Annotated in this window: 22 protein-coding genes; 12 read left to right on the top strand and 10 right to left on the bottom strand. The window is 66.0% G+C overall.

Translation table 11 applies throughout. The features are described from left to right. Window positions 1–527: 527 nt before the first annotated feature. From ACTNAU_RS08400 to bilS, 8 genes are all read left to right on the top strand, one after another. Complete coding sequence (locus ACTNAU_RS08400; RefSeq protein WP_059004603.1) at window positions 528–899, top strand: VOC family protein; 372 nt, start codon at window positions 528–530, stop codon at window positions 897–899. 245 nt (window positions 900–1,144) lie between these two features. Beyond that, window positions 1,145–2,602, top strand: a complete 1,458-nt coding sequence (locus tag ACTNAU_RS08395) for a hypothetical protein (RefSeq protein ID WP_441098146.1) — start codon at window positions 1,145–1,147, stop codon at window positions 2,600–2,602. An 87-nt stretch (window positions 2,603–2,689) separates the two neighbouring features. Further along, entirely contained in the window at window positions 2,690–3,664 is a 975-nt protein-coding gene (locus tag ACTNAU_RS08390) for a class B sortase (RefSeq protein WP_441098145.1), read from the top strand. 872 nt (window positions 3,665–4,536) lie between these two features. Continuing rightward, on the top strand, window positions 4,537–6,165 hold the full coding sequence (locus ACTNAU_RS08385; protein ID WP_243164218.1) for a Na/Pi cotransporter family protein: 1,629 nt from the start codon (window positions 4,537–4,539) through the stop codon (window positions 6,163–6,165). Between the two features lie 512 nt (window positions 6,166–6,677). Further along, window positions 6,678–7,244 carry a CDP-alcohol phosphatidyltransferase family protein gene (locus tag ACTNAU_RS08380; RefSeq protein ID WP_441098144.1) on the top strand — a complete coding sequence of 189 codons (567 nt, stop codon included), beginning with the start codon at window positions 6,678–6,680 and terminating at the stop codon, window positions 7,242–7,244. Beyond that, a complete protein-coding gene (locus ACTNAU_RS08375) occupies window positions 7,241–8,653 on the top strand; it encodes a phospholipase D-like domain-containing protein (RefSeq protein WP_441098143.1) in 1,413 nt (470 codons plus the stop codon). Before ACTNAU_RS08380 ends, ACTNAU_RS08375 begins: the two co-directional genes overlap by 4 nt. A gap of 180 nt (window positions 8,654–8,833) precedes the next feature. Next, complete coding sequence (locus tag ACTNAU_RS08370) at window positions 8,834–10,768, top strand: prolyl oligopeptidase family serine peptidase (RefSeq protein WP_441098157.1); 1,935 nt, start codon at window positions 8,834–8,836, stop codon at window positions 10,766–10,768. Window positions 10,769–10,974: 206 nt separating this feature from the next. Further along, window positions 10,975–11,481: a flavodoxin family protein BilS gene (bilS, locus tag ACTNAU_RS08365; protein WP_441098142.1), complete on the top strand. Its 507-nt coding sequence runs from the start codon at window positions 10,975–10,977 to the stop codon at window positions 11,479–11,481. A gap of 331 nt (window positions 11,482–11,812) precedes the next feature. Here bilS and ACTNAU_RS08360 read toward each other — a convergent pair whose 3' ends face one another. Genes ACTNAU_RS08360 through ACTNAU_RS08350 form a run of 3 tightly spaced genes read right to left on the bottom strand, consistent with a single transcriptional unit; the run spans window position 11,813 to window position 12,916 of the window. Continuing rightward, complete coding sequence (locus tag ACTNAU_RS08360) at window positions 11,813–12,238, bottom strand: VOC family protein (protein ID WP_441098141.1); 426 nt, start codon at window positions 12,236–12,238, stop codon at window positions 11,813–11,815. Window positions 12,239–12,270: 32 nt separating this feature from the next. After that, the gene (locus ACTNAU_RS08355) at window positions 12,271–12,684 is read right to left on the bottom strand and encodes a hypothetical protein (RefSeq protein WP_216401547.1); all 414 of its coding nucleotides are present in this window, start codon (window positions 12,682–12,684) and stop codon (window positions 12,271–12,273) included. Window positions 12,685–12,715: 31 nt separating this feature from the next. Beyond that, window positions 12,716–12,916, bottom strand: a complete 201-nt coding sequence (locus ACTNAU_RS08350; RefSeq protein ID WP_021661306.1) for a hypothetical protein — start codon at window positions 12,914–12,916, stop codon at window positions 12,716–12,718. Between the two features lie 1,662 nt (window positions 12,917–14,578). Between ACTNAU_RS08350 and ACTNAU_RS08345 the strand changes: the two genes are divergently transcribed. Beyond that, on the top strand, window positions 14,579–14,776 hold the full coding sequence (locus tag ACTNAU_RS08345) for a hypothetical protein (protein WP_441098140.1): 198 nt from the start codon (window positions 14,579–14,581) through the stop codon (window positions 14,774–14,776). A gap of 29 nt (window positions 14,777–14,805) precedes the next feature. Further along, complete coding sequence (locus ACTNAU_RS08340) at window positions 14,806–15,192, top strand: hypothetical protein (protein ID WP_441098139.1); 387 nt, start codon at window positions 14,806–14,808, stop codon at window positions 15,190–15,192. Window positions 15,193–15,529: 337 nt separating this feature from the next. Here ACTNAU_RS08340 and ACTNAU_RS08335 read toward each other — a convergent pair whose 3' ends face one another. The 4 genes from ACTNAU_RS08335 to ACTNAU_RS08320 all read right to left on the bottom strand — a co-directional run bounded on the left by ACTNAU_RS08335 (window position 15,530) and on the right by ACTNAU_RS08320 (window position 20,379). Then, window positions 15,530–16,093: a TetR/AcrR family transcriptional regulator gene (locus ACTNAU_RS08335; protein WP_185914601.1), complete on the bottom strand. Its 564-nt coding sequence runs from the start codon at window positions 16,091–16,093 to the stop codon at window positions 15,530–15,532. A gap of 34 nt (window positions 16,094–16,127) precedes the next feature. Beyond that, entirely contained in the window at window positions 16,128–17,261 is a 1,134-nt protein-coding gene (locus tag ACTNAU_RS08330; protein WP_441098138.1) for a M20 family metallopeptidase, read from the bottom strand. A gap of 401 nt (window positions 17,262–17,662) precedes the next feature. Then, window positions 17,663–19,006, bottom strand: a complete 1,344-nt coding sequence (locus tag ACTNAU_RS08325; RefSeq protein ID WP_441098137.1) for an amidohydrolase family protein — start codon at window positions 19,004–19,006, stop codon at window positions 17,663–17,665. Window positions 19,007–19,410: 404 nt separating this feature from the next. Further along, window positions 19,411–20,379 carry a beta-ketoacyl-ACP synthase III gene (locus ACTNAU_RS08320; protein ID WP_441098136.1) on the bottom strand — a complete coding sequence of 323 codons (969 nt, stop codon included), beginning with the start codon at window positions 20,377–20,379 and terminating at the stop codon, window positions 19,411–19,413. A 176-nt stretch (window positions 20,380–20,555) separates the two neighbouring features. Between ACTNAU_RS08320 and ACTNAU_RS08315 the strand changes: the two genes are divergently transcribed. Continuing rightward, a complete protein-coding gene (locus tag ACTNAU_RS08315; protein ID WP_441098135.1) occupies window positions 20,556–21,413 on the top strand; it encodes a hypothetical protein in 858 nt (285 codons plus the stop codon). A 35-nt stretch (window positions 21,414–21,448) separates the two neighbouring features. Here the strand turns inward: ACTNAU_RS08315 and ACTNAU_RS08310 are convergent, their stop codons facing one another. Next, complete coding sequence (locus tag ACTNAU_RS08310) at window positions 21,449–22,828, bottom strand: hypothetical protein (protein WP_441098134.1); 1,380 nt, start codon at window positions 22,826–22,828, stop codon at window positions 21,449–21,451. After that, complete coding sequence (locus ACTNAU_RS08305; protein WP_185914613.1) at window positions 22,816–23,229, bottom strand: GntR family transcriptional regulator; 414 nt, start codon at window positions 23,227–23,229, stop codon at window positions 22,816–22,818. Before ACTNAU_RS08305 ends, ACTNAU_RS08310 begins: the two co-directional genes overlap by 13 nt. Before the next feature lie 933 nt (window positions 23,230–24,162). On the opposite strand from ACTNAU_RS08305, the gene ACTNAU_RS08300 reads away from it, so the two are divergent. Further along, on the top strand, window positions 24,163–25,092 hold the full coding sequence (locus ACTNAU_RS08300) for a helix-turn-helix transcriptional regulator (RefSeq protein ID WP_441098133.1): 930 nt from the start codon (window positions 24,163–24,165) through the stop codon (window positions 25,090–25,092). 466 nt (window positions 25,093–25,558) lie between these two features. On the opposite strand, the gene ACTNAU_RS08295 is transcribed toward ACTNAU_RS08300, so the two are convergent. Beyond that, the gene (locus ACTNAU_RS08295; RefSeq protein WP_441098132.1) at window positions 25,559–26,035 is read right to left on the bottom strand and encodes an acyl-CoA thioesterase; all 477 of its coding nucleotides are present in this window, start codon (window positions 26,033–26,035) and stop codon (window positions 25,559–25,561) included. Between the last annotated feature and the right edge of the window lie 453 nt (window positions 26,036–26,488).

Here is a 26,488-nt window from a genome sequence, read left to right as displayed (position 1 = left end):
TGGGTGTAGGAGAGTGGGCCCTGGCGGGCAGGGAAGGAGCGATGTTGGGGGGTGACGTCCCTGCCAGGGGACGACCTGCGGCGGGAAGGTCGTCTGCCTTTCTGGTGTGAGTTCGCGCTGCGGGGGAAAAGCATCGGCGCGGGTCTGCCCTGGCTGAATTGGTTGCGGTGGGGGCTGTGTCCCCTTTTTGCCCGGGGGTCTGTCTGGGCGGGGAACTGGGTCCTGGTAGGCGGGGAAGAGACGGGATTTGGGTTGCGGCGATTGGGGGCGGAGGAGACTGCCTTGCAGGGCGACGACCCGCGGCGGGAAGATCGGATGCTTTTCCGGCGTGAGTTCGTGCTGCGGGGGGAACAGGGGGCGGACTTTTGAGTGACGGGTCTGCCCTGCGTGGGGAGGAGAGAGCTGGACTTCCGCCCGGTGGGGTCGGCCCGCGGGGACGGCGGCCGAATGCCCTTGCCACCCCCTGCGGCTTTGTGCTACACTGGAGGCAGGGAAAAAACCTGTTTCTGGAAAAAGGAGGAATTGTTATGTCCGCTGAAATTCGCCTTGCCGACATCGTGGTCGACTGCGCCGACGAGGGGCAGCTCTGCGCCTTTTACGAGGGCCTTCTCGGCTGGAAGCGGGGGGAGATGTTTGGTCACCCCACCCTCACCAGCGCCGCCGGGGTCACCCTTCTCTTTGTGCAGGAGGAGGACTACGTCTCCCCCGTCTGGCCGGAGGAGGAAGGCCGCCAGCAAAAGCAGGTCCACTTTGACTTTTTGGTGCCCGACGTGGCGGAGGCTGTCGCCAAGGCCGAGGCGTTGGGCGGCAGAAAGGCCGACGCCCAGTTTGGCGGCGAGGTGTTCACCACCGTTCTCGACCCCGCGGGTCACCCCCTCTGCCTGGTGAAAGAGGGATAGAAAAACAGGGTATTTAAAGGAGGGTCCCCCGCTTGGGCGGGGGCCTTTTTTTGTGGCTTCCCCTTAAAAAGTCACGAAATGAAAGTACAGGAAAGAAATTGTGACCAAATGGCACAGGTGCGGGTTGAGGGCCATTTGACAAGGTTTCACAAGAGGGGATGCGCCGATTGTTTTCCCCATTTGCCGCTGATATGATGAAAAAAGAAAACCCGAACATTTGGGAGAAGAGAAAGGATTGCGGCAACATGAAAAAACACCCGGCAAAACGGCTGGTCAGCCTTCTTCTGGCGGCCCTGCTGGCCTTCCCGGCCACTGCGGCCCTGGCGGCGGGACCGGCGGGCGAGAACATCGAGGTCTTTGCCAGCGGCGAGACCGGCAGCGGCGGCGGGGCCGACCTGACCAACACCGAGGACAGCCCCTTTGACCCGGTCAAGTTTGCAGACCCCAAACAGGGGGTCACCTCGGCTCAACTGGTCATCTACGCCTACGATGTGGACGCCCCGGACGAGATCGACGAGGTCTTTCTCAACGGGCACTCGGTGGGCATCCTCACCGGGATGGACGAGGAGTGGAATACCAGCGTCCTCGAGGTGACCGGCGACGCCCTGAAGTCCCTGTGCGACGGGCAGGAAAACAGCATCGCCGTCAAGACCAACAGCGGCTGGATCGTCTTTGTGCGCACCGTCACCCTGGTCGTCAACGGCGGCAACGCGGGTGGCCAGTTCGACAGGGGCAGCTCCACCGTCACCGCCGCCCTCAACGGGCAGGAGATTGTCACCTCGGTCTCGGTCACCTCGGTCAGCGGGGGGACCTTTGGGGTGGAGTACGCCGTCAAGGAGCTGGACAGCGAGGGCAACCAGGTGCGCCAGGTGGCCAGCAAGAGCGAGCCCAGCGTCTCCTTTGCCGCCGGCACGGTCCACAGGGAGGAGGAGACCTTTTCCCTGCCCGAGGCCCCCAAGCCGGGGACCGCCTACCGGGTGGACTACGTCATCAAGGACAGCTTGCAGATCCCCGTCTTCACCCTGAGCGCGGTCGTCGGCTCCACCGTGGAGGCGGGCGTTGCCGTCGAGAGCGGTGAGGTGGCCGCCGACGCCATCTCGGTACAGGGGCTCAAGGGCGCGGCGGCCGCCCTGGCCAGCCCCACCGAGGGGAACGCCACCTCAGTAACCCTGACGGTGAGAGAGGGGAAGGAGGCCGCTGACTACGGCGACATCCTCACCCGCGCCGAGGGCGACGGGCACACCGTGGGGTTGGTCCTGGAACTGACCGTCGACAAGGAGGTCAAGGATGCGGCGGGCCGGTTGGTGGCCGGCGAATCCGGCCCGGTGGCGCAGCTGGATCGGCCCATCCAGATTTCCATCCAGCTGCCCGCGCCGCTGCAGGGGAAGACCGGTTACGCGGTCTACCGCTCCCACCAGGGGAAGGTGGACGTCCTCACCGAGACGGCCAACAGCGGGGGGGAGGGGATCGCCCTGAGCGCCGACGGGAGCACCCTCACCCTGACGGTCGGCAAGTTTTCCACCTGCGCCATCGCCTATCAGGGGGAGAAGGGCGGGACCCCTGCAGAGCCCGGCCGGTTGGACGACGAGCCCAATACCGGCGCGCCCGCCCAGCCTGCCGGTTGGGCCGTCGGTCTGGGGGCCCTGTCGGTGGGCGCCTTCCTCTTCTGGAAGCTGCGCCGCGGTGTGGGTCCGATCCGCTAGATCCGCTTTGACCGCGCGGTGAGAGGCCGCGGAGAAAGGGTGTGAGTCGATCACATCCTTTCTTTTGCAGAGAAAGGGGGCGGCGGGATGGACCGCGGCGAAAAATCGGCCCCGCGGCCCACTGGGGCGGGGCGGATCCCCCTTTTGGCGCGGGTGGCCCTGCTGGCTCTCCCCGCTTTGGGGGAGTGGGCGCTGGAGCGGCTGGCGCTGCTCGGGCGGGCGGCGGGCTACGGCCTGCTGGCCCTGGGGGAGTGGCTGGGAGAGCGATGCCTCGCCCTGCTCCGCCGGGCGGGGGACGGCCTGGGACGGGTGGGGGAGCGGGCTTTGCGCGGGGGCGGGACCGCGGGGGCGGCCCTTGTCCTCTGCCTGCTGGTCGCCTCTACCCCGGCTCTGGCGGGGCTTCTCCCCGCCACCTCCCGGGCGGTGGCGGCGCCGCACCTGCAGGCGGCGGGGGAGGCTCTGGCCGCCCCGCCGGAGGACCCGCTGGCCTATCTGCAACCCCTTTACACCCAGAACAGCGACCTGGTGGGATGGATCGCCGTCGAGGGGACGGGGGTCGACTTTCCGGTGGTGCGGGAGCGGGCCGCCCCCTACTACCTGACCCACAACTTCGCCCGCGAGGAGGACCGCTTCGGCACCCCCTTCATCAAGCATGAGATCTCTTTGGAGGACCGGCCGGACAACCTGATCGTCTACGGCCACAACATGCCCCACAGCGAGGAGATGTTCGGCCCGCTGGAGGGATACCGCGACGCGACCTTCTGCCGGGCGCACCCCACCCTGCGCTTTGACACCCTGACCCAGGCGGGGGAGTACCAGGTGGTGGCGGTGCTCCTCACCCGGGTCTACCGCCAGGGGGAGGAGGGGTTCCGCTACTACGCCGAGACCGATTTCCCCGACGAGGCGTCCTTTGCCTATTTCTACGAGAACATCAAGGAGGGGTCCCTCTACGACACCGGGGTGGAGGCCAGCTGCGGCGACAGCTTTCTCACCCTTTCCACCTGCGTGTACGACTGGGAGAACGGCCGCCTGGCGGTGGTGGCCAAACGGGTTCCCCCGTGACCTTGGAGGCGCGGGGCCGGTTGTGTACCGGCCTCCCGCTTTTTTGTGGGGAGGAAGTGTGGGGCAGAGGGCGGTGGGGGGCGTTTGGAGGGGGAGGGGCGGCCCCTTTTTGCCCTGGCGCTGGGGGACGGACGGGGGGGTGGATCGAATTTCTCCGGGCTCGGGCGGGCTTTTCAGAGGCTGTGCGCCCCTGCTTGAGGGCCGGGCCCGGCCGGACTGGCGAGGGAAGGGGGAGGGGCTGTTTTGTCACCTGCCGGCAGGGTGCTTACGGCGGAGAGCGGCCCTCGCTCTGTCCCCGTGCGGGAGGGGGCGGACCGGCGGGCATCTGGACGGTTGCGGCGATGGGGAGGGCGCTGCCGGGGCCCTGCCGGCGGGCGGTTTGCCGATCGGGCCAGGGTCAGAGGGAAAGCAAAGCCGTTTGTAGGCGCGCGTGCTCTCCTGCAGCAGGGAGGGGGACTGTATGGTCGGACGAGGGGGGCCGCTTGCGGGCGCGCGTGTTTCCCTGTAATGGGGAGAGGGGCTGTACGGCCGGATGAGAGAGAAGCCGTCTGTAGGCGCGCATGCTCTCCTTGCTTTGCAGCTCTCCGCGGGGGCTGCGCGGACACCACCTATCCCCTGCGCCGCTCCCACCTGTGGGGGCGGTTTCCCCGCGGACCAGCCCCGCCGTGGCGCGCCGACTGTCTCTCCGCACAGGGGAGGGGGCTGAAATTTGTGCAGGAATTTGTCGGCAACCCATTGCAATTGCCGGACAATTTCTATATCATTAAAATATATAATGTATGTAAAAAGAATGTAAATTCTAAGAAAAGTCCGGCGAATCTTGCGGGGAGGGGGACCTCCCTAAAATTACGGTAAAGTGGGTTTGTGTGACGATGGGAATTGGCAACATTCTGGCCCTTCTGGGGGGCCTCGGCGCATTTCTGTTTGGCATGAAGTACATGGGCGACGGGCTGGAGGCAGCCGCCGGGCCCAAGATGAGCAACCTGATGGAGACCTTGACCCGGACGCCGGTGCGGGGCTTTTTGCTGGGGATGCTGGTGACGGTGGCCATTCAGTCCTCCTCTGCCACCACCGTTATGGTGATGGGCTTTCTCAACGCCGGCATCCTCAACCTGGCCCAGGCCACCGGCGTCATCATCGGCGCCAACATCGGCACCACCATCACCAGCGTCCTCATTGCGCTGGACATCTCGGCCATGGCGCCCTTTTGCATCTTCATCGGCGCGGCAGCCCTCCTCTACTGCAAGAAGCGCACCCACAAGCACATCGGCCAGGTGGTGCTGGGCTTCGGCATCCTCTTTCAGGGGCTGGACACCATGAGCGGCGCCATGGGCGCCCTCAAGGATGTGCCCGCCTTTCAGCAGTTCATCACCACCGCCAAAAACCCCATCGTCGGGGTGCTGGTGGGGGTGCTGCTCTGCGCGGTCATCCAGTCCTCTTCCGCCGCCGTGGGCGTGTTGCAGGCCCTGGCCCTGCAGGGGCTGATGCCCATCCACTTTGCCTCCTTCATCATCTGCGGCATCAACATCGGCTCCTCGGTGCCCCCCTTCCTCTCGGCCATCAGCGCCAAGAACAACGCCAAGCGGGCCGCCTGCATCTACTTCATCTACAACGTCATCGGCGCCCTCCTCTTTGTGCCCATCACCCTGTTCACCCCCTTCACCGACTGGATCGAGATGCTCACCGCCGTGCCCATGGTGCAGGTCTCCCTCTGCCACATTGCCTTTAAGGTGGTCACCGGCCTGGTGCTGCTGCCCTTTACCAACGGCATCGTCAAGCTGTCCTACAAATTTGTCCCCCGCAAGGCCCACGAGGACGAGCGCCGCCTCCTCTTCATCGACAAGAACCTGGCGACCTCCCCCAGCGCGGCGGTGGCCCAGATCCAAAAAGAGGTGGAGCGGATGAGCCGGGTCGCCCGCAACAACTTTGTGCGGGCCGCCGAGGGGCTGCTCAAGTCGGACGTCTCCCAGGCCGAGTTGATCCGCGACCAGGAGGACTTGATCGACTATCTAAACCACGGCATCACCGACTTTCTGGTGAAGATCACCAAGCAGGAGATGCCCGGGCGGATCTCCCTCTACGTCAGCCGCATCTTCCACGTGGTCAGCGATATCGAGCGCATCGGCGACCACGCGCTCAACCTGCTGGAGCGCACCGAGATGTTTGTGGACAGGGAGCTGCTCTATTCCCCCATGGCCATCCAGGAGCTGGAGACCATCTACGAGGCCGACCTCTACCTGTTTGACCGCTCCATCGGCGCCTTCCTCCGCCAGGACTTGACCGACGAGGAGGAGGGAGAGCTGCACGATTTGGAGGAGCGGGTGGACGAGCTGGTCCTCACCTCGCAGGACAACCACGTGGCCCGGCTGCGCCGCAACGAGTGCCAGACCGAGCCCGGCCTGGTCTTTGACGAGGTGCTCAACGATTTAGAGCGCATCGGCGACCACTCCTTCAACATCGCCCAGGCTGCCAAAAAGGGGAAGGCCGTGCGGATGGTCTGATTTCCGCTGGATTTTCTGAGCTGGGAGGGCCCTCCTTTTCTGCGAGTGGTATCGTGTTTTCTCTGCGCCCCCACTGCCAAAACGGCAGTGGGGGCGCTTTTTGTGGTGTGGCGGGAGGGGAGGCATTCCCCGCGGCGAGAAGGGGGCGCGGGGGAAGGGGGAAAAGGGGGGCTGTTGCGAGACGGCGGGGTGTGGGCGACCGGTTGGAGCGCTTGGGGGGCAGGAGAAGGGGGCGCTGTGGTGGGGCCACGGCGGGGGCGAGCTTCTCTTTGAGATTTTGTCACAGATGGCCGGCGGCCAGCGCTGGGTGCCGGCGGTTTTGAGGGGGGAGGCCGACGGCGGTCCGTTTTGTGCCGTTTTTCGGCGGCGGCTGGCGGGGAGATACGCGTGGGCGGCGCGCGGGGGGAAAGGCGGGCCAGCGAGGGGGGAGCCATTCTGTTTGGCAGTTGTCGCCACCCCCCGGGCTGTGCTAAGATGGGGGAGGAAACCAATTGAAGAAGGAGTGGTTCGCTGTGGAAAGACCCCGCCTCAAGGAGGCGCTGAGCATTCCCAACTGCATGTGCTACTTTCGCATCCTCCTCATCCCCCTTTTCGTCTGGCGCTTTGCCACCGCCGAGACGGCGGCCGACTACTACCTGGCGGGGGGGATCGTCGCCCTATCGGGGCTGACCGACCTCTTTGACGGAAAGATCGCCCGCCGCTTTCAGATGGTCACCGAGCTGGGCAAGTTCCTCGACCCCCTGGCGGACAAGCTCACCCTGGGGGCGCTCCTCCTCTGTATGGCGCTGCGCCGCCCCGCCCTCTGGCCGCTGATGGCCCTCTTTGCCGTGAAGGAGGGGTTCATGGCGGTGATGGGGCTGCTTTTGCTGCGGCGGGGGCGCAAGCTCGACGGGGCCATGTGGTTTGGCAAGGTCTGCACCGCCACCCTCTACCTGGCGGCGGCCGTCCTCCTCCTCTTCCCCGGGCTGCCGGGCGGGGTGCAAAACGGCATCGCCCTCCTCTGCGCGGCGGTGATGGCGGCCACTTTGGGGCTCTATGTCCCGGTCTTTCGCCGGATGTGGCGGGAGAGCGCCCGATGAGCCGCCGGCTGGCCCGGGCGGCGGGCATGGCCCTGGGGGGCTACCTGGGTTACGCCCTGGCGGGGGGCGTGCTGGCCTACTGGTTCCCCAAAAAGGCGGCCCCTGCCCTCCCCCCCGACGCCTTTTGCGGCGACGGGGAGGGGGTGGACCGGGTGCTGCTGGTGGAGGAGCCGCGGGCGGGGTTTGCCCGCCGGGTAGAGGTGATGCGGGCGGCGCGGGAGACCCTGGACCTTTGCTGCCACTGCGCCAAGGCGGGGGAGAGCGTGGAGGCCTTTTTCGGCGAACTCATCCGGGCCGCCGACCGGGGGGTGCGGGTGCGGGTCCTCTTTGACGGCAAGGTGGGGGGACTGAAGGGGGAGCACCGCGCCATCCCCGCGGCCCTTTTGAGCCACCCCAACATCCGCTTTCGGCTCTACAACCCCGTTGACCCCCTGCGCCCCTGGCGGTGGAACGCCCTGCTGCACGACAAGTTTTTGGTCGCCGACGACCGGCTGATGCTCCTGGGCGGGCGCAACCTGGGGGACGAGTACTGCGACCCGCCCGGGTACGCCGGGCCGGTCACCTACGACCGGGACGTGCTGGTGGAAAACACCGCCGCCGGCACCCTGCGGGGAGGGGAGAGCGCCGTCTCGCAGGTCAAGGGGTACATGGACGCCCTCTGGTCGGCCCGGGAGACCGCCGTTCCCCCCGCGGCCGACCCTGCCAGGGGGCGGGCTGCCCAGCGGCGGTTGCGGCAGATCGCCGCCCGCTGGGAGGCGCGCTGGCCCGACTACTACCGCCCCGCCCGCCCGGCGGGGGAGGAGACCCTCCCCACCAACCGGGTCACCCTGGTGACCAATCCGGTGGTGCCGGGGCCCAAGCCACCGGTGCTGGGGGCCACCCTGGCCGCCCTGCTCAAAGGGGGGCGGCAGGTGGACATACAGACCCCCTACGCCACCGCCAACCCCCGGCTGCTGGAGGAGCTGCGGCAGATCGCGGGCGGGGCCCAGCGGGCGCGGCTGCTCACCAACTCGGCCTACTCCTCCCCCAACTTCCCCGCCTTTTCAGGGTACGAGTGCGCCAAGGGGGCCTTTCTGGACACCGGCTTTGCCCTCTGGGAGTACCAGCGGGCCGACTCCATCCACGGCAAGGCCTGCACGGTGGACGGCCGGATCGCCGCCGTGGGCTCCTTTAATCTGGACGACCGCAGCTTTTACATCGACACCGAGACCGCCCTGGTGGTGGACAGCCCGGCCTTCTGCCGCGCCCTGCAGGGCGAGTTTGAGCGGCTTTTTGCCCAGTGCGCCCAGGTGGGGCCGGACGGCGGCTACCTGTCCGGCCCGGTGGAGCCCGTGCCGGTGCCGCCCAAAAAGCGGGCCACCATGGCGCTTGTCTCCCTCTTCTCCCGGGCGGTGCGCCCGCTGATTTAGGGGGCTGCGACACCGGCGGTGCAGGGAGGGGGGACCTCTCCCGAGGGGCCGCCCGGCCGGGGCGCTGGGCGGGAAGAAACGACCTTTTGGGGCGGCGGGGCGGATTGCCGGCCCGGCTGACCCACGGCATTTTGGAACTGGCAAACAGACATCAAATGGAGGGAAATACAATTGGAAAAGATGACTTCCAGCAGCCTGCGCGAGATCAGCTTTGTCTCCGCGCTCCGCCACTCCCCGGAGGGGGGACACGCCGCCGCGGTGGTGAGCCGGGCCAACGGGGACAACGGCTATGACAGCCGCCTCTGGCTGGTGGGCGAGGGGGAGGTCCGCCCCCTCACCGCCGGTGGGGAGGAGCGGGCCTTTCTGTGGGAGGACGAGGGGCACCTCCTCTTCCCGGCGGCCCGCACCAAGGCCGAAAGGGAGCAGACCGACGCCACCACCTACTACCGCCTGCCGGTGGACGGGGGCGAGGCGGTGCCCGCCTTCACCGTCCCCCTCAAGGCGGTGGAGTTGCAGCGGGTCGAGGGCAGCCGCTACCTGGTGACCGCCCTGGGGGAGCGGGACGACCCCACCCCCGCGGAGGAGGACCGCTGGGCCGGCGACTACCAGGTCATCGACGAGCTGCCCTACTGGGGCAACGGAGCCGGGTTCACAAACGGCAAGCGCCGTCGCCTCTACCTCTTTGACGCGCAGACGGGGACCTGTGAGCCCATCACCGCCCCCGCCCAGCAGGTCTGCCAGGCCCGGGTCGCCGGGTGCGGGCGGTTTGTGGGCTACACGGTGCAGGGCTTTGAGGGGGTGCAGCCCCTGAGCCACACCTTCTGTCTCTACGACCTGGCCAGCGGCGAGACCCGCACCTTTTTGGAGGGGGACTACACCATTTTGCAGTTTGCCATGGCCAAAGAGGGGATCTTTTTGGCGGCGGCGAAAAATGACCGCTGGGGGATCAACCAGAACCCGGAGATCCTTCGCCTGGACGCCGAGACCGGGGAGGTGGAGACCCTGCTCGACCGGGACCGCAGCCTCTGCGACGCCGTGGCCAGCGACTGCCGGCTGGGCGGCTGCACCACCTTTGCCTGCGAGGGGGGCAAGCTCTACTTCACCGGGCTGGACGGCTACTCCTCCCACCTCTACACCCTGGAACTGGAGAGCGGCACCTTTGCCGAGCGGGTGCACCTCTCCGGCTCGGTGGACGGCTTTTCCGCCTGCGGCGAGCAGCTCCTCTGCGTGGCCATGGTGGGGCAGAACCTGCAGGAGGTGTACCGGGTGGAGGGGGACCAGCTGCAGCCGGTGACCGCCTTCAACCGGGCCTATTTGGAGAAGTACCCCCCCATCGCCCCCCAACACCTGACCTTTGCCGACGCCGACGGGGTGGAGGTGGACGGCTGGGTGCTCGTCCCCCGCGACTTGGCGGAGGGGGAGCGGCGGCCGGCCATCCTCGACATCCACGGCGGGCCCAAGGCGGCCTTTGGCGAGGTGTACTACCACGAGATGCAGCTCTGGGCCAGCCAGGGGTACTTTGTGTTTTACTGCAACCCCCGGGGCAGCGAGGGCAAGGGCAACGCCTTTGCAGAGCTGCGGGGGGCCTACGGCACCTACGACTACGATGATTTGATGCAGTTTTGCGATTTGGTGCTCGAGCGCTATCCCGCCATCGACGAGGGGCGGGTGGGGGTCACCGGCGGCAGCTACGGCGGCTTTATGACCAACTGGATCATCGGCCACACCGACCGCTTCCGGGCCGCGGCCTCCCAGCGCAGCATCTCCAACTGGCTGAGTTTCACCTACATCTGCGACATCGGCTACTGGTTTGGCACCGACCAGATGGCCGCCGACGCCTGGTCGGACGCGGAGAAGCTCTGGTGGCACTCCCCCCTGAAATACGCCGACAACTGCAAGACGCCCACCCTCTTCATCCACTCGGACGAGGACTACCGCTGCTGGATCCCCGAGGGGTACCAGATGTTCACCGCCCTCAAACTCCACGGGGTGGAGACCCGGATGTGCGTCTTCCACGGGGAGAACCACGAGCTCTCCCGCTCGGGCAAACCCGAGCACCGCATCCGCCGGCTCGACGAGATAACCGCCTGGTTTGACCGGCATTTGGAAAAATAGATACCCGAACAGGCGAGAGAGGGGGCGCATTTGCGTCCCCTCTCTTCTTCTGCCATTCGCCAATAGACGCCGGAAAACGCCCGCCAAATTATACAAATAGTTTTATATTCATAAAATACAACAAAAATCTTTATAAATGCCCTTGCATCCCACTGAAAAGGGGCCATAATGGGGAAAAGAGTCCCTTTTCGGGAGGAGGAATTTTGATGACTTACGCCGTCGTTTTTGCCAGCCAGACCGGCAACACCCGCCGGGTGGCCGAGGCCATCCGCGACGCTCTGCCCGCCGACAGCTGCCTTTCCTTTGGCCCCCCGTCCCCCGCGGCCGCCGGGGCCGAGCTGCTGTTTGTCGGCTCCTGGGCCGACAAGGGGGACTGCGCCCCCGAGGTGGCCGCCTTTTTGGAGGGGCTGTCCGGCCAGCGGGTGGCCCTGTTCGGCACCGCCGGGTTTGGCGGCTCCGACGCCTACTTTGACCAGTTGGCCGCCCGCTTTGCCGCCCACCTGCCCGGCGGCTGCCGTCTCACCGGACACTTTTTCTGCCAGGGGAAGATGCCCCCTTCGGTGCGCCGCCGGTACGAGCAGATGCAGGCCGAAAATCCTGGCGATCCAAAGGTCAAGGGGATGCTCGCCAACTTCGACGCGGCCCTCGCCCACCCCAGCGCCGCCGACCTGGCCGCAGCCGCGGCCTTTGCCAGGGAACAGGCGGAGAGGTAAAGCACCGCACCCTCCTTTTTTGGATCTTGGCAGGGAGAAGAGGACGGGTTTTCCGCCATTGGGCGCTCCTCACTGTTTTAAGCATCTTCTCCTGAAAGAGGAAAAGGGCCGCCCTCTTTTCAGGGGAGCAGCCGTTCTCTGACCGGGAACTGCCCGTCTTGCCGGGGTGGGGCAAACCGGCGAGAAGTTGCTCCCCAGGCCGGCCGCTTTGTCTCCCCTCTCTTGGCCCGGTTTGAAGCCGGAGGAAAGGGGCGTGGGCAGGCCATCCCACCTCACGCAAAAAAGCCCTCTCCAGACGGGAGAGGGCTTTTTTTGGTACGGGGAAAACCATTTACAGCAGGGCGAAGTGCTCGCTCTCGATGACCGGCTTCATGGCGCAGAGGCAGAAGGGGTGCCCGGCGGGGTCGAACATCACCCGCCAGCCGTCGGAGAACTGCTCGGCCGCCTCTGTCGCCCCGCAGCGAAGGGCGTATTCGACTGCGCCCTCCAGGTCGTCCACGGCAAAATCCAGGTGAGCCATCTGCTGTTGGGCCGCCGGTTCCTCCGGCCAGACGGGCGGCAGGTAGGCGGGGTTTTGCTGAAAGGTGATGCCGGGATAGGCCCCCTGCTCGACGCCTGCGGGGCCGATGCAGGCCCACTCCTCATTGGAGAAAAAGAGCTCCCACCCCAGCAATCGGGTGTAAAATGCCGCCAGGGCGGCGGGGTCTTGACAGTCTATGGTAAAGGCGTACATCTTGATCGTCGGTTTGTTGTCCATGTAAACAGTCCCTTCCAATTCATTGAGAGGCGTCAGCGGCAGTCCTCCGACCGCCTGCGGCCTGCGCCCTGTTTTTGGCCGTTCAAGTTGGCCTGCAGCAGCCGGGCCAGCGCCGGGCAGCCACAGTCAGACGCGAGGGCGATGCCCCATTCCAGCAGCCGGACGGCGGTTTCCGGCGGCAGCTCGTCGGCATTTCCCACCGCCCACCAGGGGAGCGCGGCGGCGGGCTTTTCCGGCTTTGCCGTCAAAAACAGGTAGCCCACCAGCTCTTCGCCGCGAAAGACAAAGCCAAACTGGGGCAGCTTCCCCCTCTGCGAGCAGTCCATCTCCCGCCGCAGGGCCGCCTGCCCCCCTTTGGCGGGGCAGAAGCCGAGCTGCGGCAGCCGCTCCAAGACGGCGTCCCTGTGCGGTTGGGGGATGTCCAGGTAATTGACGATTTTTTCCATGCCGGTCTCTCCCTCTCCCCGTCTGCCGGGGCTACTTCTCCAACAGCCGCTCCTCAATCAGGCAGCCGGCGATCTCAAAGGCGCGAATGCGCCGGGTGGCCAGGGTGAGCTGCGAGCGGTACCGCTCGGGGCGCTCCTTTGCGGCCAGCGTTTTCACCGTCTCCCGCAACTTGTGCAGGGTCGAATCGATTTGTCGCTTGGCTTCCGTCAGCTCTTCTCTTGAAAAATCCACCTTGTACCTCCTCTGCCGGTCAGCGGGTCTCCTCGTTTTTTGGGGGGGAAGCAAATGCTTCCAATCGGGCGGGGGAGGCGGTGGGATGCCCGCAGCTGTGATTGCCGAGGAGGGGCTGATGCGCCTTTCGCACTGTGTGCCGCTGACCCCGCGGTCCTTCCAAAACCGGTGACTGCTCCGCCCGGCAGTGCTTGCAGTTGCCGCGTTCACCGGGAAAGGCGGCCTGCGTGTGGGGGAGGGGGCACAGATGTGGCCGGTCCGCCCGGCGGAATGGGGACATGCACTTCCCCCAGCGCAAGGCCGCTCCCAATCTCGCCGCCGCAGGTGCAGTCCCCCGCGTGGGGTGCGACTTAAACCACCGCAACAAGTGGGGGCAGTTCGGAGAATTTCAATCCACGCACCCGCGTGGGGTGCGACAAAGGAACCACCAAAGGCCACATTTTGAGGTATAGATTTCAATCCACGCGTCCGCATGGGGGACGACATGTGCTCCGACGGCCAGGCCTTACCGCCCAGCAATTTCAATCCACTCGCTCCGCGTGGGAGCGAGACCAACGTGGGGATCGGACGCCGGAAATTGACGTCCTCATTTCAATCCACTCGCTCCGCGGGGAGCGAGACGAGGCGGTCATGGAACAGGCACGGGAGCTGATTATTTCAATCCACTCGCTCCGCGTGGGAGCGAGACGTTGCCGGTGGCCTCGCGGGGGTAGGAGACGCGGGATTTCAATCCACTCGCTCCGCGTGAGAGCGAGACTATTTTGGCTTTGTATTTTCTGTTGTCTTATGTCAATTTCAATCCGCGCTTTCCGTGGGGGAAACGCGGCGAGCAGCCGGAGTGAATGGGGACTGGTGCGGGGCGGGATGCAAGGCAGATAGGCGACTCAAGAGTTCTTATCGCGGCCTAGAATAAAGTCAGTAGTCGTTTGGTAATAATCGGCGAGAGCGACAAGAAGGCGTACGGGGATTTCGCGCTCTTTTGTCGGTACGGGGGTACGGATGGTAAGAACCAAGCGGGATGGACATCAGTATAAGGACAAATGACTGTTCACCGAATTTCAATCAACTCGCCTCGCGTGAGAGCGAGACCCATAAATAAATTCTTTATATTTGGCTTTTAATCTATTCCTCTCACATGGGAAACGAATTTCTATAAGCTGATTTTACGGTGGCCTGCCCACAAAGTCAACGGCAAGATGGGGGAAATGGCTGCCGGTTTTGCAGATGACCTAAGGGAAGTGGTCGGCAGGCGGCGGTTGAGGGGATATTTTCGGCTGAAAAAGAGGGATGCATACGGGACGTGGGGATTTTAATCATCTTGTTTTTTTACAGCGTTGAGCGTATCCTAACTCTGCGGGAGAGGGAGGGCGACAAAAGGATTTCGCGGTATGGGTTTGCGCAAATCGCCTTTTTACTATCGTGAAATAGTAAAATCAATACGGCAATAGAAAATAGGTGTATACTGTTTTTCCGCGGGCAGATAGGAGGACTTTCGCCGTCCGCAAGCCGGATTTTCGATAAACAAATCATCCGTTGGAGGAAGGGAGCCGCAAACCAGCGCGGTGTTTTCTCTCCCCATCTGCACCCCTAAAAAGGGGTGCAAAAATGAGGTGTTTATTGGGGGTGCGACAGACACTACAATGGATGTAAGGAAGATGGACGGTGATTGCGGTGTTTGAAGTGAGAAAAGAGGAGTACGTCAACAAGACCTTCCGGCTGAAAAAAGAGCTGGTGGACGAGCTGGCAAAGTGCGCTTCAGAAAACGGCATCTCGGTCAACGAGCTGGTCTCCCAGTGCTGCCACTACTCCCTCGACAACATGGAGGTCAAGCACCCCGCAGGGGCTCGCGGCGCATTATGAGGGCCGGGCGGACAAGGGAGGAGCGGGCGGTGCGCCGGCTCTACTGGGGGTTTCAAAAAGCCGTCCTGCGGATGGACAGGGAGATGTCCTACGCCTTTGACCAGCTGGCAAGGGTGTGGAAAGAGCCGCCGGGGGTGCGGGAGGCCCGATTCCACTTCCGCCTCCCGGCACCGGCGCTGGTCTGCCTGGCCCTCGCGCCGGTGCTGACGGCGGTGCTGGCCGGGGCGGGGCGTGCGCTCGTTCTGGGCGCGGCGGCCCTGCCGGTGGCCCTCTCGCTGGGGGTGGAGTGCTGGCGGCGCTGGCGGCTGCGGCGGACGTCCCTGATGGACATCCATGTGCGCTGTCAGTGCATCCTCCGCACCGCGCGAGAGCTGGACGGCGCGATCTACAACGCCATTGACAGGGGTGAGGGGTGACCTTGCGCCCCTTTGTATAAAAAAGAGCGCCGTCCCGGTCGGCTGACTGGGGCGGCGCTCTTTTGCCGGGAAGGACGGGCCGGGTTGTTGTGGGGCGGCCGTTTTTCCGCCCGAATCGCCTTTTGGGCGGGGGAATGCGCTGGGTGTATGTGCTTTCAGAGGGCGGTTTGGCGGGTGGGCACCGGCTGTTCCCCCTTGCCGAAGGCGGGCGGGGAGGGGGCCGGCGTCTCGGCACAAAGCGGGCGGTCGGGGCGGCCCCCGGCGCGGGCGGGGGCAAAAACAGGGGAGGGCCCCTTCGGCGCGGCTGCCGGAAGGGGCCCTCCCTCTTTGGCGGGGGTCATCTGCGGTCGGTGCGGTACTTCTCCAGCGCCCGGGCGATGTCGCCGTGGATGAGGATGCTCAGGCGGCCGACAATGGCCTGGGGCTCGTCCTTCATCCCGCGGCGGATCCAGTCCAGGAGGATGCCCACGAAGGCGTACTTGTAGAAGTCGGCGATGAAGCGCTTGTCCTCCTCCCGCACCGGCAGGCCGGCGGCCTGCTCCTCCACCACCCCGATGAGCAGGTCGTAGGTCACCTGGTAGAGGTAGCGCTCCACCTGCTCCCGGCTGATGGAGTGGTAGGCGTTCATAATGAGGGGCTTGTTGGCCAGGGCCATCTGAAAAATCTGCAAAAACCCCTGCTGCCAGGTGTCGTAGGTCTTTTGGCCGCCGATGGCCGCCTCTGCCTCCGCCAGGAAGATCCACTCCACCAGGTCGTAGATGTCCTGAAAGTGGTAGTAGAAGGTCTGGCGGCCGACCCCGCAGTCCTCGGCGATGTCGGTGACGGTGATCTTGTCCAGCGGCTTTTGGAGCAGCAGCTTCTTCAGCGAGGCGGCCAGCGCCAGCTTGGTGGTCTGTGACATGGGCAGTTTCCTCTCCTTCTTCGTTTGGCGGGGGTCAGAGGGACGCGATCAGGGCCCGGTAGCAGTCGGCCGCGGCGGCCACCTCTTCCAGGGAGACCCGCTCGTCCCGCTTGTGGCAGAGGGCGTCGTCCCCGGGGCCGAGGATGACAAAGGGCAGCCCGGTCTGGGGGATGAACTGGGACGCGTCGGTGTAGAAGTAGAGCCCCTTTTCCCCGCCGGGCAGGCCGCAGGCGGCCAAGGCCTCCCCCACCGCGAGGGCGAAGGGGCTGTCGGGGTCGGCCGCCACCGAGGGGCGGTCGTTTTGCACCCGCAGGGAGAGTTTCAGCCCCGGCTGCTGGGCCTCCAGCGCCCGGACCACCTGGTCGGCCCGGGCGAGGACGTCGCCGCTTTTCAGGCCCGGCAGGGTGCGGATGTCCAGGGTGGCGGAGGCGGCGTCGGGGATGACGTTGGTCTTGACCCCGCCGGACAGGGTGGTGAGGCTGACGGTGGTGCGCCCCAGGAGGGGGTGGGTCTCGCCGCTGTCCAGGGCGGCGTGCAGACCGGCGGCAAAGGCGGTCACCCCGTCGATGGCGTTGACCCCCAATTCCGGCCGGGAGCCGTGGGAGGAGAGGCCGAGGGCCTCCACCTCCAGCCAGAGGCAGCCCTTTTCGCAGCTTCCCGGGCGCAGGCCGGTGGGCTCGCAGATGACGGCGGCCACCGCGCCCGCAAAGGCCCCCTCGTCCCGCAGCAGGCAGACCCCCATGCCGCTGGTCTCCTCGTCGGCGGTGAAGCAGAGGCGCAGGTCCAGCGGGGGGAGGACCCCTTCCCGCAGAAAGGCGAGGGCGGCGGCGACCATGGCGGCGGCCCCGCCCTTCATGTCCACCGCGCCCCGGCCGTGGAGATAGGCGCCGTCGAACGCGCCCCCAAAGGGGTCGCGCTGCCAGAGGGGGGCGTCGGGCACCGGCACGGTGTCCAGGTGCCCCACCAGGCAGAGGGCGCGGCTGCGATCCCTGCCCGGCAGGGTGATGACCATCGAGTCCCGCCCCGGGCCGTGGGGGTAGCGGCGCACCTCCACCGGCAGGCCGGTGAAACACGCCTCGATGCGGTCGCAGACGGCGGCCTCGTTCTGCCCGTCCGAGCGGATTTGGACGAGCTCGCTCAAAAGGGTTTTCAGTTCCTGCATTTCCATGGGCAAAGGCTCCTCTCGGTTGGCGCGCGGCCCCGGCAGAGGGGCGGGACCGGCGCGTGTGGGTTTTGGGGAAAAGGGGGGCGGGTGCATTGGCCCGCCCTTTTTGCGGGTCGGGACGGCAGGGGGAGAGCATTCGGCGCATTCGGCGGGGGCGGGCTCGCCGCCCTGCGGGGGAGCGGGGGAGAGCGGCGCTCCTGCCCGGCCGCGTTTTGGCCTGGGCGCTGGGGTGGGGAGCAGGGGGGAACGGTGTTGGCCCTCTTCTCGATGGCAGGGCGTCCGCCCATTCCCGCCTTGCTCCGCCCCGCGCAAAAAATGCTCCTGCGTGGCTCTAAGTGATTTGACCTGTCAGACGGAAAAGGGGGATTTTCGCCGGGCACGGCGGGCCGGCAGAGGCGGCTCCTCTACTCCGCCCTGTCCCAGAGGGGCAGGTTCCCCACCCCAAAGGGGTGCGCCTCCCCCAGGTGGGAGAGGAACCGTCCGGCCCCGGCCCCGCTGCGGACACACCGCCCCTCAAAGGCGGCGATCTCGCCGTTGACGATGGTACAGACCGCCCGCTTGGCCCCCTGGTCGCAGAGCACCACATCCGCCCGCGCCCCGACTCCCAGCTGCCCCAGCTTCTCGGCGAAGAAGGGGACGCCGGTGATTTCGCTTAAGTAGGCGGCGGGGTTTTGCGTCATGGTGGCCACCGCCCGCGAGAGGGGGAGCACCCCGTTTTCCGCCAGCTCCAGGATGGCGGGCAGGTTGTCCCGGGTGTCGCCAAAGCCCTTCATGGTGCAGTCGCCCTGTCCGTCGGAACAGAGGATGGAGACGGTGCCCTCGGCTAGGGCCTCAAAGCAGAGCGCCTGCGCCTGGGGGTCGATGCGCAGCCCCTCCCGGTTGCCCCGGCCGGGCCGCAGCATGGAGGAGACCAGCTCCCCGGTGATGTTTGGCTGGCGGCAGAGGGCCAGCACCCGGCGCATCCCCTCCGCCCCGCCGGCGTGGGTGCCGCAGCCGGCGGCCGAGGCGTGCCCCAGGTAGAGGGGCCGCCCTTTCGAGAGGGCGGCCATCCGCTCGGCGTGGGCGGGGTCCTGGGTGTGGCTCATCAACAGCAGCCGGGCGCGGGAGGTGACGGCGAAGAGCCGCTCGATCTGCGCGTCCGAGAGGATGAGGTGGCCCATGTGGTCCTTCACCCCCATCACCAGCGCCCCGGTGGCGGCGGTCAGGGGGGCGCGGGAGAGCTTTTGCAGGGCGGTGTCCCAGGGCAGGTCGCCGGCGAAGTAGGCCGCCAACTCATCGTCGTCCAACTGGCAGGCCAGCAGGCTGGCCGCCCCCAGGTAGCAGCCCCCGCTGAGGGGGAGGCCCCGGTCAAATTCCCCCCCAAAGAGGGCGGGGGCCATGAAGGTGTTGCCCGCCCCGGGGGTGAAGGCGGCGGTCACCCCGTGGCAGACGGCGTTTCGGATGGGGGCGGTGCTCACCTCGAAGAGGTCGCCCATGTGCAGGTGCATGTCGATGAGGCCGGGCAGCACCAGCAGCTCCCGGCAGTCCACCACCCGGTCGCCGGGCCGGGGGTCGATGTGGGGGGCCGCCTCGGCGACACGGTCCCCTTCCAGGGCCAGGTCAAAGGGGCCCTCCCGCCCATTTTTGGGGTCGACCAGGTGGCCGCCTTTCAGGAGCAGCCGCCCATGGGCCGCCGGGGCGGGACAGACCCGCCCGCCTGTGGCGGTGGCCACCCCCTGGGGCCGGGGGACAGATGGGTAGAGAGACATGGAAAACCCTCCTTTTGAAAAGCGCGCTCGGGCGGGGCCCGGCGCGGGTGTGCGGGTGGGAGCTCGATTGAAACTGGTGCGGGATCTGTGCCGTTCCCCCGCAACATCTCCGCACCCATGTTGGGTGTGGGGATGGGATACGGTGAGGGGGTCGTCACCGCCGCCAAAAATGGAGACCGCATCTCATTTGGGCGCGGGGACTCAAGCGGGGGAAGGGGGCGGGCGAAGCGCCTGAGGATGTCTCACCGCGCCCCGTGCGGGCGCACAGGGGCAAATGGGCGCGGCCTTTCCGTTTAAACCCCACAAACAGGGGCGCGCCCCATTCGGGTGCGGGGGCTCGACCCCCCGCGAGCCCTCCCAATATGCCGACGGCGGGCGGTTGGCCCCGGCGCGGGCGGGGCCGGTTAGACGCGGATGACTGAGGCCGCCGAGGAGAGCCCCCCGCCAAAGGCCACCAGACAGACCAGGTCGCCCTTTTTCAACTGCCCCGAGCAGTTGAGGATGTCCAGCGCCACCGGCACGCTGCCGGAGGAGGTGTTGGCCACGTGGTCGATGTCCACCACGAACTTCTCCATGGGGATCTTCATCAGTTTGGAGGCCGACTGGATGATCCGCAGATTGGCCTGGTGGGGGACGAAGTAGGCGATGTCCTCCACCGCCACCCCGGCCTCGGCCGCGGCGGCCCGCACCGCCTTGGCCAGGGCCTTGACGGCAAAGCGCATCACGGCGCTGCCCTTCATGTAGAGGTCGGTGTTGTGGGGCGCGCCGGCCTTGCAGAAGGGGGTGTTCTTGCGGGGATAGTGGCAGGTGAGGACGTGGTCGGTGTCGGTCACGCAGTCCACATAGCAGGAGAGGAGACCCGCCTCCTCCCCCCGGTGGAGGACGACGGCCTCGGCCCCGTCGCCGAAGAGGACGCAGGTGGAGCGGTCGCTCCAGTCGATGAGCTGGCTGTTGCAGTCGGCCCCCACCACGATGGCGTTGGCAAAGCCGCAGGTCTCCATCATCCCCCGGGCGGCGGCCAGGGCGTAGAGAAAGCTGGAGCAGTTGGCGTTGACGTCAAAGGCGGCGGCCCGCTCGATGCCCAGCCCCCGCTTGACGTTGGCCGCCACCATGGGGACCGAGGTGTCGGGGGTGACGGTGGCGCAGACCACCAGGCCGATCTCCTCCGGCGCGAGACCGCTGCGCTCCAGCGCCTGGGCGGCGGCCTTGGTGGCCAGGTCGGTGGTGGTCTCCTCCTGGGCGATGTGGCGCTGATGGATGCCGGTGCGGCTGACGATCCACTCGTCGCTGGTGTCCAAAAACTGGGTAAAGGCCTCGTTGCCGACGGTGAAGGGGGGCAGATAGCGGCCGGTGGAAAGCAGGGAAATGGACATGGCGGTACGCTCCTTCTATGGTGCCGGGCCGGGCGGGCAGGTCCGCGGCGGCCCGTTTTTTTATCTTTATTTTACCATATTGGGAGGGGGAGTTCAAACGGGGGAAGGGGGTGGACAGGGCCTTTTACAAAAGGCCGGCGGCGTGTTACTATGGGGACAAAAGGAGATGGAAAATCGTGGAGAGACAGGAAAAGCGGACGGAGTGGAAGGACATGTTAAAGACGCTGGCCGCCGTCGTGCCGGTGGCGATCACCCTTGCCGGGGGGCTGTCCTTCTTTCGCAGCTTTGGAAGGGCCTCCTATTACGGGCTGGAAAACAGTCTGTCCCACTTCTCTTTTCTGTTGGGTGACCGCTTCGTATTCTGGGGGACCCTGGGTGCGTTTGCGCTGGGATTTGTGGTTTTTTGGGTGGTTTGGGCCTGCCTGCATGCCTTTTGCAGGCAGGTGCAGAGCCAGTACAATGAGCGAAGGCAGTGGACGGTCAGGCTGTACCGCCTCTTTTTTGGCAAGAAAAAGAAGGTGGTGCGCACCCTTTTGGCCTTTGTTCTGGTGTTTCTCTTCTCCTTTGCCGCCTATCTCTTTCCCTTTGGTGTCTTTTCAGAGATTGCCGGCTTGGGGTGGAGTGTGAAGACGGCCCTCTCCTTTGCCTCGCTCCCCTCGGTCGTGGCGGGGTATTGCTGGCTCATCTATCAGGAGATGGACGCCACCGTCAACAGGCGCCTGCTCATCCCGCTGGCAGTGCTGGTGGCGGCGATGTTTGCCGGAGTCCTCTGTATTTTCGAGTACGGAAGGGGCCTGGAAGAAGCGGCCGAGCAGAAGACCTACCTCATTTTGTACGACCGCGAGGCCGAGGAGGCAACCGGTGAAGAGCAGTGCTATGCGGTGGCCTATGTGGACGACCTCTACTACGCCTTTTCCTGCCGGCGGGAGGGGGAGGGGCGGCTGGTCATCGAGACCGCCCGCCCGCGCAACTTTGAGCGGACCCACCCCCACTGCGAGCGGGTGACCTTTGGCGAGGTCGCCGTGATGGAATAGAGAAGAGGCCGCCTGTTTGGGCGGCCTCTGTCCTTTTATCCATTTGTCAGCGCCTCCAGCGCCCGGTAGTAGGACATCGTCTCCTCCTGGGTTTTGCCGTTTAAAAAGACGTACTTCCCGCCCACCACCATCTGGATGAAGGGCGGGTTTTTCTTGTAGATGTAGAACTTGCACTGGCCGTACACGGTGGAGGAGTAGTTGCCCATGTCGTATTCGCTGGTGCTGCCGCCGCCTGTCCGCACGGCACTGCCCTCGATTTCATCCACCAGGGCAACGGACTCCAGCTCGGCGGCGTCGAAGCGGTACCCAAAGGCCGGGGCGGCGATGCGCACCTGCGCGCCGTCGATTTGCAGCCGCAGAGGGGTGAAGTCCAGCCGCAGCAGCAGGCCAAAGACCGGGATGAGGATGAGGGCCAAAAAGAGGTAGGGCGCCCGCGCCTTCCACCGACCCCTGGGGTGGGCGCGGTTGTAGGGCGAGAGGAAGGGGTCGCGCTCCTCCGCCCGGTCCCTCGGGTCGCGGGGGTTGCAGTAATAGCCGGCGGCCCAGTACTCGTCGTCATCGGCGAGGAAGGGGCTCCCCACCTCCGCCGTCGCGGCCTGCTGCACCTGCTCCAGCCGGGCCTGAAAAAAGAGAGCGGACCCCGCCCCCGCCAGGGCAAAGAGGGGGAAGAAGACCCAGAGGGGGAAGCGGAGGGGCTGCGAGGGGAAGAGGGCGAAGAAGAGGAGGAGGAAAAGCACCCCCTCTCCAAAGGCGGTGATTGTCCAAAAGGCCGACCAGAGCCGGTAGACCTGGCGGTTGCAGCGCAGGTTCACCTCGCTGTCGGCGCAGTAGGTGCGCACCCGCCCCGCCCCTTTGCCCGAGCGCCAGAGGCAGAAGAGGCAGGTCGCCAGGTGGAGTGCCGCCAGCGAGGCCGCGGCGGGGCGCATCGAGGGGCGCGCCAGGGGGAGGAGGAGAAAGAGGGCGGCACAGAGCTCCAGCGCCGGCAGGAACCAGAGGGGGGAGAGGGGCAGTTCTCGGCGGGCGGCGACGGCCCGCAGGTCCACCGGCAGGGTGACGGGCGCACCCAGGCACCAGCCCCGCCGCCGCTTCAGTGCCAGCAGGGACTGAAAGGCCCCCACCCGCAGCCGGGAGGTGAGGAAGAGGCAGCAGCCGTAGACCAAAGCCATCTGCAGCAGCAGGAGGGAGGGCCAGCGCTCCAGCAAAAAGAAGGGGGCCGCCGCCAACGCCGTGAGGAGGAAGAGGAGATCGATCTGCCGGCGGTAGTGGCGGAGGATGGCCTGCACCTCCGCGTCGTCCCAGCGGGCGCGGGAGAGGGTGGCCCCCAGCAGCCGCCCCTCTTTGCCCACCCGGCGGGCGTTTGCATAGGTGGTGGCGATGAGGATGAGGTAGGTGAGGCCGAAAATCAGAGTGAGCATCCCGACCCCTCCTTTGCTGTTCTGGCCCCCGCGCCAAAGCGCCGGTACTGCTTGCGGCAGAGGGCCAGAAAGGTCTCCTCGTCGATCCCCCGCAACCCCGACTCGGCCGTCAGCAGGGAGAGGTCGCGCTCCAACTTGGCGGTGAAGTCGGCGGCGGCGGGGAAGTGCTCGGCCACGGCGGTCCCCGCCCGCCGGTCCTGGACCAGGTACCCCTCCTGCTTGAGGAGGGCGTAGGCCTTGTTGACGGTCATGGCGTTGACCCCCAGCTGGGCGGCCAGCTCCCGCACGGTGGGCAGCCGCTCCCCCGGCTGGGCCAGCCCCTCGCCGATCTGCAGGACGATCTGGTTTCGCAGCTGCAGGTAGAGGGGGACGTCGCACTGCAGGTTGAGTTGAACGATCAAGGGAATGCCCTCCTTTTCGCGTTGGGTGGCACAGTCTATGTATTATTTGTATTATATTATATAATACAAAATTGTCAAGGGATTGCCCGATGGGTGGGGAGCCTGCGCGGGACGGGGGGAGGAAAAGGGGGAGTGGGGCACTTTAAAAAAGAGGGCGTCCCGCCGGCTTGGGGCCACGTGGAGGGGGAGAGATACGAGAGGGGCGCTGTCGCGCGGGGCGGGCGGAGGAGGGGATTACAAAAGGGGGCTGACCTGCCGGATTTTAGGGGGATGCGGGACGGAGAGGAGAAAAAGGGGGGAACGGAAATGCGGGAGGGGCGCTGCCGAGTAAGGCGAAAAGGGAGGGGAACTTTAAAAGGAGAGCCGCTCCGCTGGGCTTTGGGAGGGGGAGATCAGGCGGGGTGGAAGGGGGACACCGGGAGAGGTACTGCTGGGTAGAGGAGAAGAGGAGCGCAGGAGGGCTTCAAAAGAGGACTGCTTCGCTGGGCTTGGAGAGGGGGTGTGCGGGGCAGAGGGGAGAAAAAGGGAGGAGGAGAGGTGCGAGAGGGCACTACCGAGTAGGGCAAAAGGGGAGGGCAGGGAACTTAAAAAAACGCCTTATCAGCTTTTTTGAGGAGTCAATGGAGGGCGGCGGGGTGCGGTCGGCCGTGAAAGTGTAGCGCACCTGCTCCTTGCACCCATTTGCCGCCCTGCCTGTGAGAATGCTCCAGGCAGGGCAACCTGGCTTACCGGGGCCCGGATGTCGCCGAGAAAGGAGAGAGGCGGGCCCACAAAGGGGCGGCAATTGTGGTATACTGGTTGCAAACGGCCATGGCGCTGCGGTATAGGCGGGCAACTGGGCCCGATTGCACTGCGCCTGCGCCGTGCGCGCGGAAAAAGAGGGACAACTGTCCGATGGGGCGCTGTCCGCCGCAAAAAAAGGAGGGGATCGCCGTGCAGATACAGCGACTATTTTCAGAGCTCTGCCTGCTTTTGCGGCGGGAGCGGGTCACCTGCGAGGAGATGGCCCGCCTCTACGAGGTGGCGCCGCGGACCATCTACCGGGATATGGATGTCTTGAGCGGCGCGGGCATCCCGGTCTACACCCAGCGGGGCCGGGGCGGTGGGGTGGCCCTGCTGCCAGGCTTTGCCCTGCCCCGCACCCTGTTGACCGAGGCCGAGCAGGGGGCGGTGCTGGCGGCTTTGCAGGGGGCGGCCGCCGCCGGGGCCGAGGGGGCCAGCGCCCTGGACAAGCTGTCGGCCCTCTTTGCCCGGGGGGAAGAGGAGGAACACTGGCTGGCGGTGGATTTCTCCCCCTGGGGTGGGGACCGGGCGGCGCAGGAGACCTTTTACCTGCTCAAGGAGGCCATCCTGGGCCGGCGGGTGCTGGCCTTTCGCTATTACAGCGCCCGGGGGGAGGCCACCCAGCGGGAGGTGGAGCCCCGGCAGTTGGTCTTTAAGGGACAGGCCTGGTACCTCTGGGCCTGGTGCCGCAAGCGGGAAGACTGGCGGTTTTTCAAGCTGCTGCGGATGGAGGGGGTGCGGGACACCGGCGAGCCCTTTTCCCCCCGCCCGTCCCCGCCCGAACTGGCCGAGGTGGAGCCGGACGGCTTTGGCCGCCCTGTCTCCTTGCGGCTGCGCTTTGCCCCTTCGGCCGCCTTCCGCCTGGCGGAGGAGTTCGCCCCCTCCCAGCTGCAGCGGCAGGCCGACGGCGGTGCGGTGGTGGAGTTGGATTTCCCGGAGGGGGAGTGGCTGTACAGCTACCTCCTCTCCTTTGGGGAGGGATGTCTGGTGGAGTCCCCCGCTTCGGTGCGCAGGGAGCTGGCCCGCCGGGCGGCTGCGGTGGCAGCGGCGGCCGGGTGGACGGACAGGAAGAAAAATTGAGTTCCCGCCGCGCCATAGGGGTGAAAAAGCGTAAATCCCTCCCCGCGCAGGAGAAGGGGAGGATGTCTTTGGTGTGCAATCGGTAGGCCTGGCGTCGGCGCTCGCTGCGGAGGGCCCGGCGGCGCTCGGCGGCCTGCCACTCTGGCTGCTCCTCCTCGCTCTCTACCGAAGGGTGGGAACTGAGGAGAGGGCTCTCTTTGCCTCGCCGCGGGGGTGAAAAGCAAAAAGCCCTCCCCAGAAGGGGAGGGCAGCGCTGTCTTTGTTGTGCGCTCAGTAGGCCTGGCGTCGGCGCTCACTGCGGAGGGCCCGGCGGCGCTCGGCGGCCTGCCACTCTGGCTGCTCCTCCTCGCCCTCTACCGAGAGAGGGGAGAACTTGGGGTGAGGGCTCTCTTTGCCTCGCCGCGGAGGTGAAAGAGCAAAAAGCCCTCCCCAGAAGGGGGAGGGCAGTGCTGTCTTTGTTGTGCGCTCAGTAGGCCTGGCGTCGGCGCTCGCTGCGGAGGGCCCGGCGGCGCTCGGCGGCCTGCCACTCCTGCTGCTCCTCCTCGCTCTCTACCAAGAGGGGGGGCACTGGGGTGGGGTTTCCCTCTTGGTCCAGGGCGACCATTACCAGGTAGGCGGTGTTGATGAGACGCCGCTGCCCGTCCAGGGATTCGACAAAGGTGTCCACCCGCACCTCCATCGAGGTGGTGCCTGTGTGGGTGACCCGGGAGATGAGGACCACCATCTCCCCGGCGTAGGCGGCCGACTTGAACTGCAGGTTGTCGATGGCGGCGGTGGTGACGTCCCGCCCGCTGTGGCGGCGGGCGGCCACGGCGGCAGCCACGTCGATCCACTCCACCAGTATCCCGCCAAAGAGGCGGCCCGCGCCGTTGATGTGGCCGGACATGACGATGTTGGTCTGCTCGGAGCGGGAGAGGGACGAGGGTTTGGGAGTTCGGGGCATGAAAGCGCCCTCCTTTCTGTTGGCTGTATGTCAAACAGGTTTTAGTATACCACGTTTCGGCGGGGCGGGGCGAAAAATTTTTGGTGGGCAAAAAATTTACAGGGCGGTCACACAACCGGGCGAATCGGTGGTAAAATAGACCGGAAAAAAGACGCGGGGGGCGAAGAGGATGAACAAGTCCAAGCGATGGGTGCAGGTGGGGGCGCTGGCCCTGGCGATTTTGCTGGGCCTGGGGGCCATTGTGGGGGCCTGCATGCCCCTGTTTTTCTAGGGGGCCGTCGTGTTGCCCAGTCACAGGTGAAAAGAGAGCCGCAGGGTGCGGCTCTCTTTTGTCTGTTTGATACGCTTTCGTGAAACGGCGACCCCCGACTAAGCCGGGGAGGGCAAAGAAACTTTAGACTTAGACATCAGGCGAAGCGGGGAACGAATGGGGATCACGCCACATCGAAACAC

The sequence above is a fragment of the Bittarella sp. HCP28S3_D9 genome (genome assembly GCF_052065655.1).
GTDB classification, from domain to species: domain Bacteria; phylum Bacillota; class Clostridia; order Oscillospirales; family Ruminococcaceae; genus Bittarella; species Bittarella massiliensis.
This window is presented reverse-complemented; position numbering and strand designations above follow the sequence as displayed.